At 63.8% G+C, this 12,239-nt stretch carries 11 protein-coding genes; 1 reads left to right on the top strand and 10 read right to left on the bottom strand.

What is annotated here, in order from left to right; all coding sequences use genetic code 11:
* Positions 1-49: 49 nt before the first annotated feature.
* Complete coding sequence (locus tag GXB81_RS17955; RefSeq protein ID WP_205989916.1) at positions 50-1,573, bottom strand: DHA2 family efflux MFS transporter permease subunit; 1,524 nt, start codon at positions 1,571-1,573, stop codon at positions 50-52.
* Positions 1,574-2,066: 493 nt separating this feature from the next.
* Between GXB81_RS17955 and GXB81_RS17950 the strand changes: the two genes are divergently transcribed.
* Positions 2,067-2,447 carry a hypothetical protein gene (locus GXB81_RS17950; protein ID WP_205989915.1) on the top strand — a complete coding sequence of 127 codons (381 nt, stop codon included), beginning with the start codon at positions 2,067-2,069 and terminating at the stop codon, positions 2,445-2,447.
* Positions 2,448-2,478: 31 nt separating this feature from the next.
* Here GXB81_RS17950 and GXB81_RS17945 read toward each other — a convergent pair whose 3' ends face one another.
* From GXB81_RS17945 to GXB81_RS17905, 9 genes are all read right to left on the bottom strand, one after another.
* Positions 2,479-3,702: a dienelactone hydrolase family protein gene (locus GXB81_RS17945; protein ID WP_205989914.1), complete on the bottom strand. Its 1,224-nt coding sequence runs from the start codon at positions 3,700-3,702 to the stop codon at positions 2,479-2,481.
* A gap of 24 nt (positions 3,703-3,726) precedes the next feature.
* Complete coding sequence (locus tag GXB81_RS17940; RefSeq protein WP_205989930.1) at positions 3,727-5,367, bottom strand: AMP-binding protein; 1,641 nt, start codon at positions 5,365-5,367, stop codon at positions 3,727-3,729.
* A 65-nt stretch (positions 5,368-5,432) separates the two neighbouring features.
* Positions 5,433-5,828: a RidA family protein gene (locus GXB81_RS17935; RefSeq protein ID WP_167042823.1), complete on the bottom strand. Its 396-nt coding sequence runs from the start codon at positions 5,826-5,828 to the stop codon at positions 5,433-5,435.
* Positions 5,825-6,277 (bottom strand): thioesterase family protein, encoded by a 453-nt coding sequence (locus GXB81_RS17930; RefSeq protein ID WP_167042821.1) that lies wholly within the window; start codon positions 6,275-6,277, stop codon positions 5,825-5,827. The genes GXB81_RS17935 and GXB81_RS17930 overlap by 4 nt, the downstream gene beginning before the upstream one ends.
* Positions 6,274-7,464, bottom strand: coding sequence for an acyl-CoA dehydrogenase family protein (locus GXB81_RS17925; protein ID WP_205989929.1), 1,191 nt, complete (start codon positions 7,462-7,464; stop codon positions 6,274-6,276). Before GXB81_RS17925 ends, GXB81_RS17930 begins: the two co-directional genes overlap by 4 nt.
* Before the next feature lie 34 nt (positions 7,465-7,498).
* Positions 7,499-8,350 carry an enoyl-CoA hydratase family protein gene (locus GXB81_RS17920; RefSeq protein ID WP_167042819.1) on the bottom strand — a complete coding sequence of 284 codons (852 nt, stop codon included), beginning with the start codon at positions 8,348-8,350 and terminating at the stop codon, positions 7,499-7,501.
* Positions 8,351-8,392: 42 nt separating this feature from the next.
* A complete protein-coding gene (locus GXB81_RS17915; protein ID WP_167042817.1) occupies positions 8,393-8,965 on the bottom strand; it encodes a MarR family transcriptional regulator in 573 nt (190 codons plus the stop codon).
* A complete protein-coding gene (locus GXB81_RS17910; protein WP_205989913.1) occupies positions 8,962-9,735 on the bottom strand; it encodes an SDR family NAD(P)-dependent oxidoreductase in 774 nt (257 codons plus the stop codon). Before GXB81_RS17910 ends, GXB81_RS17915 begins: the two co-directional genes overlap by 4 nt.
* Complete coding sequence (locus GXB81_RS17905) at positions 9,732-12,104, bottom strand: bifunctional salicylyl-CoA 5-hydroxylase/oxidoreductase (RefSeq protein ID WP_205989912.1); 2,373 nt, start codon at positions 12,102-12,104, stop codon at positions 9,732-9,734. The genes GXB81_RS17910 and GXB81_RS17905 overlap by 4 nt, the downstream gene beginning before the upstream one ends.
* Between the last annotated feature and the right edge of the window lie 135 nt (positions 12,105-12,239).

Genomic DNA, 12,239 nt, shown 5'->3' with positions numbered 1-12,239 from the left:
GCGATTTCTTTTCAACCGCATTCTGTTATGCGAGTGACGGGCGGTGAATTCAGTAGTTCTCTGTCGCCGTTGTATTGTCCGCGCCGCGCGAATGTTCTGTAGAAGAGGTGGCCGCAGTCGAATCAGACGCAGGTCCGGAGTCCAACTGAGAGGCCGCTTCAGCACCACCAGCCTGCCCCGGCCTCAACAACAAGCCACCCAGCACACCAGCCGCAGCCGCGAAAACCGCTCCAAACAGAAATGCCACGTGATACCCGCTGTTGAGCGCGGCCGCCGCGCTAGCCGTGGCCTGCATCGCTTCACTGCGCGCCGCGGCGAGACTCGCGAGCACCGCGAGTCCAAGCGCTCCACCCATCATGAAAGACGTGTTGACGATGCCTGACGCGAGACCCGAGTCGGCCGCATCGACGTCGCTCATCGCGGCAAGCAGCAGCGGATTGAACGCGATGCCCGCGCCGAAGCCGAGCAGGATCATGCCGGGCAGCACGTCGGGCACGAAGCCGCCATCCACGGGCGCACGCGCGAATAGCGCGAGGCCGCACGCGGCGACGAGCAGACCAACTGCGAGCGGACAACGCAGCCCGAAGCGCATCACGACGCGCGCCGAGAGTCCGAGAGAGAAAAATCCCATGATCAGGTTGGCGGGCAGGAATGCCAGCCCGACCTGCAACGGCCGGTAGCCGAGCACGCGTTGCAGGTACAGCGCGGAGATGAAGAACCACGCGAACATCGCCGCGGCCCACAACACGCCGACCACGTTAGCGGTCGCGACATTGCGCAGACGCAGGAGGCCGAGCGGCATCAACGGATGCCCGACTTTCGCTTCGATCGCAAGGAACGCGCCGAGCAGCGCAAGCGCGGCGCATAGCAGGCCGAGCGTTTGCAGCGAGGTCCAGCCCGCTTCGTTGCCGTTCACGACCGCGTAGACGGCAAGCATCAGCGATACGGTGAAGGTGACCGCGCCGGCCACGTCGAGCCGCTCGCCGTGCGCGTGTCCGCGCGCGGCGGGCAGCAGCGCGAGGCACAGCGCATACACGGCGATGCCGATCGGCAGATTGACGAGGAAGATCCAGTGCCAGCTCAAGAGGTTCGTCAGCAAGCCGCCGAGCAGCACGCCGATGCTGCCGCCGCCCGCGCAGACGAAGCCGTACACGCCCATCGCTTTCGCGCGTTCGCCGGGTTCGGTGAACAGATTCATGATTAGCGACAGCGATACCGCCGAGACGATCGCCCCGCCCAAGCCTTGCACGGCGCGCGCGGCGACCAGCAGCACTTGCGAGTTCGCCATGCCGCACGCGAGCGAAGCGAGCGTGAAGAGCGTAATGCCGCTGAGAAACAGCTTGCGATGCCCGTATAGATCGCCGAGCCGTCCGCCGAGCAGCAGGCAGCCACCGAACGTGAGCATGTACGCGTTGACGACCCACACAAGCGAGGTTTCGCTAAAACCGAGATCGGCCGCGATGGAAGGCAGCGCGACGTTCACGATGGTGGTGTCGAGCACGATCATCAGTACGCCGAGGCATAGAACGATTAGCGCGAGCCAGCGTTGTCGGCCGTGAATGGCATGGGTCATGCGGGCGCTCCTGTGGCGCAGTGGATCGGGTTTGCGGCGAGTCGGCCGGGGACTGTCCGATGTTGGACGAGGCTGCGAGCCGGGGCAGTGCGTCGGCGGCCGTGGTTTGGCGATATTTGCTGGCCAGGTTCAAGGGGCCGAACCCTGCGGTCGTTTGTCGATTGTAAGGGGATGGTCGAGTCTAGCCTGATGAGTTGTGCGACACAACTACGAAATGATGGGCGGGGTGTCGGGGCGATTGCGGAGGGAGAATGCTACGCTTGCCGCCGTGTTCGAGTACACGCTTCGCGCTCGTACTGTCAATGTTGACGCATCGTTATTGATGCGAGAGGTCGCCACAATAGATGGGAATTTTCAGCGTATTCCGATTGTGGCAGATTGCCTTATTCGTCGAGAATCGGCTGGAGTGGAAGGTAAGACTTTCCGCTTCGGCATTTCAATGTCGGAAGTTCCGTGAACAATCAAGACGACCAATCCATAACGAAGTCCACTTATGAAATTAAGCTCTCTGGCAAAGTGGTGGATACCCATATTCCTGTTCGGGTTCGTCATTCTCCGACTCGCCACCCACACGACCGACCTCAGTGCGAGCGAATGCATTAGACGCATGTCCGAAAACCGCCACTACATCGCAGAGCGATGCCTGCTTCAATGGAGAGGCGGCAACAATCCGGACTACGTCGGCCGAGTCTACGACGCCGGCTCAGGCGAGTTACTCGTGCGCAGAACCTTCAGCACGCCAGTTCCCGAACTGGTTTGGCTGAATAACGACGCGGTTTCTTTTTCTCGTGGCGGCGACAACACATCGTTTGTGAAGCTGCCGCCGTCGCTTTATGACCGGCTCGACGCGAAACTTTCCTTGCGCGTGTTCTGAGTCAAGTAACAGCGACGTCGGCGGCCACCACTCACACCTTCGACTTCCCACCCATCAACCGATTCGAAGGCAACGTTTCATCGAGCAACTTCCGCGCACTCTCGATTCCCGCCACCGGCAACCCCTCAGGATCAAGCAATCCCACCTGCACCAGCACCGAAGCCTGATCCCAATAGATGTGCTCGTTATAGAGCTTGTCGCCGCGGAAGCACACCACCGCGAGCATCGGCACTTCGAAGTACTTGCCGGTCGGCGCAACGCCCGGCAGCAGCCAGTCGATTTCGCAGCTATGCGTGCAACTGAAAATGAATTCGTCGACAATGCGGTCCGCGCCGATCGTGCGCGAAATCGGAATCAGCCTGGTATCGGGCGGATTCGAGTTGACGAAGTGATGCGTGTAGAAGCGTTTGAGATTGTCGTGGCCGACACCGCCCGTCATCGTTGGCACATGATTGACATACGGTTGCGCGACCATCGTCGGCATGACCGCATCGACGTCGCGCGTCGCGAACTCGTGATAGCAATGCGCTTCCCACAGCGCGTTGAGATCGTAGACGGGGCCGAGCACCTTGCGCAGCAGCGCGAGCGTGCGCGAGTACGCCATCATCGCGGCGGGCTTGTCGTATTGCTTGCGCGCCGGCGCCGCGAATGCATGATCGCAGCCGGGGTACAGGTATTGCTCGATGTGCGGCCGCGTGCGCAATGCCGCGCCGATGCGCTCGCGCGTTTCAGGTGGGCAATGCGCGTCGTTCTCGGGGAAGTGAAACACCATCGGGCAGTGGATCGACGGCACTTCGTTCAGATGGGCGTCGAGGCCCACGCCGTAGTAACTGACCGCACAGTCGACGTCGGTGCGCGCTGCGGCGAGAAACGCGAGCTTGCCGCCGAGGCAGTAGCCGACTACGCCGACCTTACCCGCCTGTTCGGGCAGCCCGCGTAACGTGGCGATGGTGGCGGCGATGTCCTTGACCGCGAGGTCGGCGTCGAACTGGCCGAGATAGCCGAGCGCCTGTTGCATGTCGGTTTCGCCGTAGCCGAGGTCGATGCCCGGCTTGATGCGCCAGAACAGGTCCGGCACGAGCACGACGTAACCTTCTTCAGCGTAGCGGTCGGCGGTCGCTTTCATCGAGTCGTTGACGCCGAAAATTTCCTGCAGCAGCACGAGCCCGGGGCCGGAGCCCTGCGCGGGCCGCGCGACATAAGCGTTGAAACAGCCGCCGTCTTCGGCGACGACTTCGATGAAAGAGCCTGTCATGCGATTTCGATCCCATGAAGTGGGTTACGTCATCGTACGCAACTCGAAACGTTTGAGCTTGCCGGTTTCGGTGCGCGGCAGTGCGCCGACAAAAGTGATGACACGGGGATATTTATAAGGCGCCACGCTATTCTTCACGAAATCCTGTAGTTGCGCGACCGTTTTGTCATCGGCGGTATAGCCGGGGTTCAGCACGACGAATGCCTTGACGATCTGTCCGCGCGTTTCGTCGGGGATGCCGATCACACCGCATTCGGCCACCGCTTCGTGTTGCAGCAGCACGCTTTCCACTTCGGGGCCGGAGATGTTGTAGCCGGCCGAGACGATCATGTCGTCGGCGCGCGCCTGGTAGAACACGTAGCCGTCCGCGTCGAGATAGACCGAATCGCCGGGCAGATTCCAGCCGTCGCGCACGAAGCGCAGTTGCCGGTCGTCGGCGAGATAGCGGCAGCCGGTCGGGCCGCGCACCGCGAGCTTGCCGATCGTGCCGGGCGGCACCGGCCGCATGTCGTCGTCTACCGCTTGCACGACGTAGCCGGGCACCGCGCGGCCGATCGCGTTCGCGCGAATCTCGTCACCCTGCGCCGCAATGAAAATATGGATCAGCTCGGTGCCGCCGATGCCGTCGATCATGTCGATCCCGGTCGCGTCATGCCATAGCCGGCGTGTCGAATCGGGCAGCGCTTCGCCGGCCGACACGGTTTTCTTCAGCGTCGACACGTTGTGTTGCGCGACGAGCGGCGCCATTTGCCGATAAAAAGTCGGTGCCGTGAACATGACCGTTGCGCCGAAACGTTCGACGAGCACGAGCAGCGTTTCGGGCGTGAGCTTTTCGACGAGCACCGTCGAGGCGCCGACGCGCAGCGGAAAGCACAGCAATCCGCCGAGGCCGAACGTAAACGCGAGCGGCGGCGTACCGCAGAAGATGTCGGTCGAAGACGGCTTCAGCACATGGCGCGGAAACAGATCGCACATCGCGATCACGTCGCGATGGAAATGCATGCAGCCCTTCGGCGCGCCGGTCGTGCCGCTCGTGAACGCGATCAGGCAGACGTCGTCGGCGGCCGTATCGCATGCGGTGAAGTGCGCGGGCTTGCTGGCCGCGAGCGTGTCGAGCGAATCGGCGGAGTCGTCGTGAAAGCGGCGCGTTTGCGTGAGCGTCGGGCAGTAGAACTCGTCGGCGGGATCGGTGCAGCGCGCGAGTTCGCCGGTCAGGCGCGCATCGCATAGCGCGGCGCTGATCCGCGCTTTTACGATAATCTGCTTCAGTTCTTTCGCGCGCAGCAGCGGCATGGTCGGCACGACGACGAGCCCGGCCTTCAGCGCCGCGAACATCGCCACGGCCATCTGCAAGGTATTCGGTCCGCGCAGCAGCACGCGGTTGCCCGGCTGCAAACCCATTTCATCGACGAGCACATGGGCGCTGCGATTCACGAGCGCGAGCAGTTCGCCGTAGGTCGTCGCGTGCGGCTTGCCGTCCACGTCGGACCAGATGGCCGGCCGGTCGCGATAACCGGCTTCGATGGTCCGTTCGAGCAGTTCGGTCGCGCAGTTCAGCCGTGCTGGATAGCCCACGTCCGGGTTGTCGAGCAGAAAGACGGGCCATTGATCCTGCGGCGGAAGATTGTCGCGCGCGAAAGTATCGACGTGTGCCGACGGTTCCATCATGGTCTCCCGGTGTCGTTGAGCCGGTTAATGCACTGTGTTTGGCGTGTGGGGCGGCGCGGCTTTCAATGAGGAATCATGGCGGTGGCCTCGATCTCGACCTTGGCGCGATCCTCGATCAGCGCAACGACCTGCACCGCGCTCATCGCGATGTCGTAATCGCCGATCAGTTCGCGAAACGCGCGGCCGATGTCTTTCAGCGCCGCGAGGTATTCGCGCTTGTCGGTGACGTACCACGTCATGCGCACGAGGTGCTCGGGCTTGCCGCCCGCTTCGCGCAGCACGGCAAGCAGGTTCTTGATCGCCTGCACCGCTTGCGCGGCGAAGTCGTCAGTATGGAACTGGGCCTGTTCGTCCCAGCCGATCTGACCGGCGATGAACACCTGCGTGCCGGTGGCCGCGACGCCGTTCGCATAGCCGCGTGGTTTGATCCAGCCGGCGGGAAGGAGAGCTTTTTTCATGAGCGTTGCGCCTCGGTGCGCTTCGATGGATGGGACGATGGGGCGTATGCCGCGAGCGCGCTCGCGATGTCGTCGGGAATCCCGATGGATTTGCCGGTCTCGAACGACATCGTTACGAGCACCTGTTTCGCGCGAAAGCGCGTTTCGCCGTTGCAGTGACCGACGATGTCGAGGCCGATCGAACTGCGGCCGATCACGGTGACGCTCAGCGTCAGCGTGATCGTCTCGCCCATCTGGCTCGGCCGCGAGAATTCGCAATCGAGCTTGACGATCGGCAGGCCGATGCGGCGCTGGCCGATCATGTGCGCGTAGTCGATCAGCAGGCCCTCGTTGAACCAGTCTTCGACAAGCGCATTGGTCATCACGAGATACTGCGGAAAGAACACGATGCCGGCCGGATCGCAGTGCGAAAAGCGGATGCGTACGGGTCTTTCGAACGAAGCGCTCATTGGGCGTGCTCCCCGGCGACGGCAACGGTGGCGGCGTACGCTTTCAGCAGATCGCGGCCGACGATCAATTGCTGCACTTCGGTCGCGCCTTCGTAGATGCGCAGCGCGCGAATCTCGCGATATAGCATCTCGACCGCGGTGCCGCTTTGCACGCCCATGCCACCGTAAAGCTGCACGGCGGCGTCGATCACCTGCTGCGCGCCTTCGCTCGCGTGCCACTTCGCGAGCGCCGCTTCGCGCGTGACGTTCTCGCCCTGATCGCGCAGCCACGCGGCGCGATAGACGAGCAGCGCACTGCTGTCGATGGTCAGCGCCATCTGCGCGAGCTTCGCTTGCGTGAGCTGGAAGTCGCCGAGCGTCTGGCCGAACATCTTGCGCGACGACGCGCGTGCGAGACCCTCGGCCATCGCATGACGCGCGAAGCCGAGCGAGGCCGCCGCGACCGACGTGCGGAAAATATCGAGCGTGCGCATTGCGAGCTTGAAGCCTTCGCCGGGCACGCCGAGCATCTGGCTCTTCGGCACGCGCGCGTTCGTGAAGCGCAGGCGCGCGAGCGGATGCGGCGCGATCACGTCGATACGCTCGGCAATGTCGAGCCCCGGCGTATCGGCATCGACCACGAACGCGCTGATGCCGCGTGCGCCTGGTGCTTCGCCGGTGCGCGCGAACACGACGTAGAAGTCTGCGATGCCGCCGTTCGAGATCCACGTCTTCTCGCCGTCGAGCACGTAGGCGTCGCCGTCTTCGCGAGCGGCGAGCGCCATCGCGGCGACGTCGGAGCCCGCTTGCGGCTCCGACAACGCGAATGCGGCGATGGCCGTGCCGTTCGCGACGCGCGGCAGATAGCGCGACTTCTGCTCATGCGTGCCGCCGAGCGAGATCGCGCCCGAGCCGAGCCCTTGCATGGCGAGCGCGAAGTCCGCGAGACCGGAATGCTTCGCGAGCGTTTCGCGCAGCAGGCAGACGGCGCGCGTGTCGATCGTGTCGCCGTGGCCGCCGTATGCAACGCCGCCGACGCCGTATTTCAGCCAGCCCGCCGCGCCGAGTTCGCGCACGAGACGGCGGCAGGTCGCATCGGTATCCTGATGATCGTCATGCGCGAGATTGGCGCGGCACCATGCTTCGATGCCGGCGGCCAGTTCGCGATGACGCGGCTCGAAGAACGGCCACGCGAGTGCGCTGTGCATATCGATCTTATGGTCCTGAGTGGCGGCGCTCAACTCAATCTCCTTCGAACACGGGGCGCGACTTCGCCGCGAACGCGTTGTACGCGCGCTCGAAATCGCGCGTGCTCATGCAGATCGCCTGCGCCTGTGCTTCCGATTCGATGGCTTCGTCGATGCTCATGCTCCATTCCTGATGCAGCATCTTCTTCGTCATGCCGTGCGCGAAGGTCGGGCCTGCGGCGAGATCGGCGGCGAGCTTCTGTGCTTCTTCGAGCAGCGCCGCCGGCTCGCAGAGGCGGTTGTAGAAGCCCCACGCATGGCCTTCGTCGCCGCTTGCCGAGCGCCCCGTGAACAGCAGTTCGGCGGCGCGCCCCTGGCCGACGATGCGCGGCAGCATCGCGCAGGCGCCCATGTCGCAGCCCGCGAGGCCGACGCGCGTGAACAGGAACGCAAGCTTGCTGCGCGCGGTGGCGAGGCGCATGTCCGAGGCCATCGCGAGAATGGCGCCGGCGCCCGCGCAAACGCCGTCGATGGCGGCGATGATCGGCTGCGGGCAATGGCGCATGGCCTTGACGAGATCGCCGGTCATGCGCGTGAACAGCAGCAGTTCGGGCATCGGCAGATCGATCAGCGGCGCGATGATGTCGTGTACGTCGCCGCCGGAACAGAAGTTCTCGCCCGCGCCGTGGAGCACGACCGTCTTCACGTCGGTGGCGTAGGCAAGCTGGCGGAACAGGTCGCGCAACTCCGCATACGATTCGAACGTGAGCGGGTTCTTGCGCTCGGGGCGGTTCAGCGTGATCGTCGCGACTTTGCCCGTCACCGACCAGCCGAAGTGTTTCGCTTCGTATCCGGCGAGCGTGAGGCGGTTGCCGGCCAGCAGCGCGTCGGCGTTGGATCGTGTCATGTGTGTGTCCCCTGCAAGGTAATGGCGGCGGGTCGGTATGGGTCAGTTCTTGAGACTGTCGAGCAGATGTTGCTTCAGTTTGCCGAGGCGGTCATGCGTGCGCATCTTTTCGTCGATGCTCAGGCCACCGAACATTTCGACGACCCATTGCTCATGCGCGGCCGCCATGCGGTCGAACGCCTTGCGGCCGGCGGGCGTGAGGCACACGCTGATCGAGCGGCGGTCGTTCGGATCGGCGCTGCGCAAGACGAGCCCTTCTTTTTCGAGCTGATCGGTAATGCCGGTGACGTTGCCGCCCGTCACCATCATGCGGCGCGACAGTTCGGTCATCTTCAGGCCTTCGGGATGGCGTTCGAGTTGCGCCATCAGATCGAAACGCGGCAACGTCGTGTCGAATTCGTTGCGCAGGCGTTTGCGCAATTCGGCCTGCACGAGATTCGTCGTGGTCAGCATGCGCAGCCAGAGACGCAGACCCATGTGGCTGTCCGCGCCCGTACTCATTTCGAGGTCCACGACGTTCTCCGCGGGTTGGGCGACACCTTTGCGCGACGGCTTCTTTTCTACGGCTGCGGCGGTGGCCGCCGCGGGCTTGCCTGCGTGTGTCGATTTGCTCACATCACTTCTCCGCCGGAGATCGAAATGGATTGGCCCGTGATCGCGTCCGAGCCGGGCTGGCACAGCCACAGCACCGAGTTGGCAACCTGCTCGGGACTGACGAAGCGGCGCTGCGGGTTCGAGCGCAGCAGCGCTTCGCGTGCCTGCTCTTCGGTGCGCGAAGTTTTGCTCGTAATCTGTTCGAGCGAAGCGTGCAGCAGTTCGGTTTCCGTATAACCGGGACACACCGCATTGACCGTGATGCCGCGCGTCGCGACTTCGAGCGCGAGCGAGCGCGTGAGGCCGATCACGCCGTGTTTCGCCGCGCAATATGCGGCCACGTAGGCATAGCCGATCTGCCCCGCGGTACTCGCCACGTTGACGATGCGCCCGTACCCACGTTCGAGCATGCCCGGCAACACCGCGCGCGTGCCGAGAAATACGCCGGTGAGGTTCACGTCGAGCATGCGCTGCCAGAGCGCCATGTCGGTATGCGCGAACGGCGCGGCCTGCGCCTGCCCCGCGTTGTTGACGAGCATATCGACCGCGCCCGCCTGGTCGAACGCCCGCGCGACCGCTTCTTCCTGCGTCACGTCCACGCTGATGCAGGCCACGTTGCCGAGTGCCGCGCATCGTTCGCGCTGCGCTTCGAGCCGTTGCGCGTTGCGGCCCATCAGCGTGACACGCGCGCCCGCGCGCAGCAGCGCCTCGGCGACCGCCGCGCCGATGCCGCTGCCGCCGCCCGTGACGACGGCATGCTGTCCAGTGAGCCATGAGGTTGGCGTGTTCACGTCGTTCCTTCCGCGCGCTGGGCGCGTTGTTGTGCGGTGAGGCCCGCGTTCGCGATGGCCTGCGCGCGTTCGCGTTCGAGATTGCGTTCGAGCTGGACTTTGGCTGCCGTGTAGGGCTTCGGCCACGCGACGTCGAGATAGCCGATCTTCGCGGCTTCGTTGAGCGTCCACGCCGGATTCGCGAGATGCGGACGCGCGATCGCGCAGAGGTCCGCGCGGCCCGCCGCGATGATGCTGTTCACGTGGTCCGCTTCCGAGATCGCGCCGACCGCGATCGTCGCGATACCGGCCTCGTTGCGCACGCGATCGGCGAACGGCGTCTGGAACATGCGGCCATACACGGGCTTTTCTTCCTTGCTGACCTGGCCCGACGAGACGTCGATCATGTCCGCGCCCGCTGCCTTGAAGGCCTCGGCGATCTTCACGGCGTCGTCGGGCGTATTGCCGCCTTCGACCCAGTCGTGCGCGGAAATACGCACCGAAATCGGCTTTTCTTGCGGCCATACCGCGCGTATCGCCTTGAACACACGCAGCGGATAACGCAGACGGTTTTCGAGCGAACCGCCGTATTCGTCGGTGCGTCGATTCGTGAGCGGCGACAGGAAGCTCGACAGGAAATAGCCGTGCGCGCAGTGCAGTTCGAGCCAGTCGAAGCCGGCTTCGACCGACATGCGCGTTGCCTCGACGAATTGCGCCTCGATCTCGCGCAGTTCCTCACGCGTGGCTTCGCGCGAATGCTGGCTGATGCCGCGCAAGTACTGTTGCGGCGATGCCGAGATAAGCGGCCAGTTGCCTTCGGCGAGCGGCTGATCGATGCCTTCCCACGCAACGCGCGTCGAACCTTTTGCGCCCGAGTGGCCGAGTTGAATGCCGATCTTCGCATCGGACTGGCTATGCACAAGATCGACGATGCGCTTCCATGCGGCCAGATGCGCGGGCGCGTACATGCCGGGGCATGCGGGCGTGATACGCGCTTCGGGCGACACGCAGGTCATTTCCGTCATGACGAGCGCGGCGCCGCCCATCGCGCGCGCGCCGAGATGCATGAGGTGATAGTCGCCGGGCACGCCGTCGACGGCCGAGTACTGCGCCATCGGCGAGACTACGACGCGGTTTTTCAGCGTGACGCCGCGCACCGTGAACGGCGTGAACATCGGCGGAATGGAGTGCTTTTCCGGCGCGTGCTCGATGCCGGAACGCTGCGCGAGCCAGTCTTCGAAGCCCGACAGATAGTGCGCGTCGCGCTCGCGCAGGTTCTCGTGCGAGATGCGCTGCGAGCGCGTGAGCAGCGAATACGCGAACTGTTCCGGCTCGAACGACGTATAGCGGTCGACGTGTTCGAACCACTCCGTCGAATTGCGCGCGGCGTTCTGAATCCGCAGTACGTCGATGCTGCGCACTTCGGTGTAGTGCGCGAGCGCAGCGGCGAGGTCGCCGGGATGCGCGCTCATGCTGTTGGCGAGCTCGATGGCGTCTTCGAGCGCGAGCTTGGTGCCCGAGCCGATCGAGAAGTGTGCGGTGTGCGCGGCGTCGCCCATCAGCACGACCGGGGTTTGCGTGCCGTTCGCGTTCGCGCGCCAGTGCACCCACTCCTTGTTGACGACGCGCGGGAAGCGAATCCATTGCGACGAGCCGCGCAAGTGCGCTGCGTTCGACATCAGCGCATGGCCGTCGAGGTACTTCGCGAACAGCTTCTCGCAGAATGCGATGCTGTCTTCCTTGCTCATGTCGTCGAGACCGGCGGCGCGCCATACGCGCTCGGGCGTCTCGACGATGAAGGTCGAGGTTTGATCGTCGAAGCGATAGGCGTGGGCCTGAAACCAGCCGAATTCGGTTTCTTCGAACGCGAACGTGAAGGCGTCGAAGAGCTTTTTCGTGCCGAGCCAAACGAAGCGGCAGTCGCGCACGTCGATGTCGGGCTCGTAAGTGGCTGCGTACTTTTGCCGGACCATGCTGTTCAGGCCGTCGCATGCGATGACGAGGTCGGCGTCGTAGGCGGTGTCGTCCATGACCTGCGTTTCGAACACGAGCTTCACGCCGAGTTCTTCGCAGCGCGCTTGCAGGATATTGAGCAGACGTTTGCGGCCGATGCCGCAGAAGCCGTGACCCGACGAGCGAACCGTCCGGCCGCGGAAATGAATTTCGATGTCGTCCCAGTGATTGAACGCGTCGAGAATCGCCTCGGCGCTCGGGGCGTCGGCCGCGCGCAGATTGCCGAGCGTCTGGTCGGAGAATACGACGCCCCAGCCGAACGTATCGTAGGGGCGGTTGCGCTCGACGACCGTGACGTCATAGCCCGGGTTGCGTTTTTTCATCAATAGACCGAAGTACAACCCGGCCGGGCCGCCACCGATACAGACGATGCGCATGCTGGTTCCCCAAAAAATGGACTCTGCGGTGAGATTAATTTAGGTTTTGATAGTTTAGATGTCAAGTAAATTTCGAGAAGAAGGGCAAGGACCTGAAAGACAAACACCCCGAAAGCCGGACCTATGTCCAGCCTT

It is taken from the genome of Paraburkholderia sp. Ac-20336, assembly GCF_017105025.1.
Taxonomy (GTDB): domain Bacteria; phylum Pseudomonadota; class Gammaproteobacteria; order Burkholderiales; family Burkholderiaceae; genus Paraburkholderia.
This window is presented reverse-complemented; position numbering and strand designations above follow the sequence as displayed.

What these genes read in the sequence shown, in the direction of transcription:
- GXB81_RS17955 (WP_205989916.1), bottom strand. Translation starts at nt 1,573, where the DNA reads ATGACCCATGCCATTCACGGCCGACAACGCTGGCTCGCGCTAATCGTT.
- GXB81_RS17950 (WP_205989915.1), top strand. Translation starts at nt 2,067, where the DNA reads ATGAAATTAAGCTCTCTGGCAAAGTGGTGGATACCCATATTCCTGTTC.
- GXB81_RS17945 (WP_205989914.1), bottom strand. Translation starts at nt 3,702, where the DNA reads ATGACAGGCTCTTTCATCGAAGTCGTCGCCGAAGACGGCGGCTGTTTC.
- GXB81_RS17940 (WP_205989930.1), bottom strand. Translation starts at nt 5,367, where the DNA reads ATGGAACCGTCGGCACACGTCGATACTTTCGCGCGCGACAATCTTCCG.
- GXB81_RS17935 (WP_167042823.1), bottom strand. Translation starts at nt 5,828, where the DNA reads ATGAAAAAAGCTCTCCTTCCCGCCGGCTGGATCAAACCACGCGGCTAT.
- GXB81_RS17930 (WP_167042821.1), bottom strand. Translation starts at nt 6,277, where the DNA reads ATGAGCGCTTCGTTCGAAAGACCCGTACGCATCCGCTTTTCGCACTGC.
- GXB81_RS17925 (WP_205989929.1), bottom strand. Translation starts at nt 7,464, where the DNA reads ATGCACAGCGCACTCGCGTGGCCGTTCTTCGAGCCGCGTCATCGCGAA.
- GXB81_RS17920 (WP_167042819.1), bottom strand. Translation starts at nt 8,350, where the DNA reads ATGACACGATCCAACGCCGACGCGCTGCTGGCCGGCAACCGCCTCACG.
- GXB81_RS17905 (WP_205989912.1), bottom strand. Translation starts at nt 12,104, where the DNA reads ATGCGCATCGTCTGTATCGGTGGCGGCCCGGCCGGGTTGTACTTCGGT.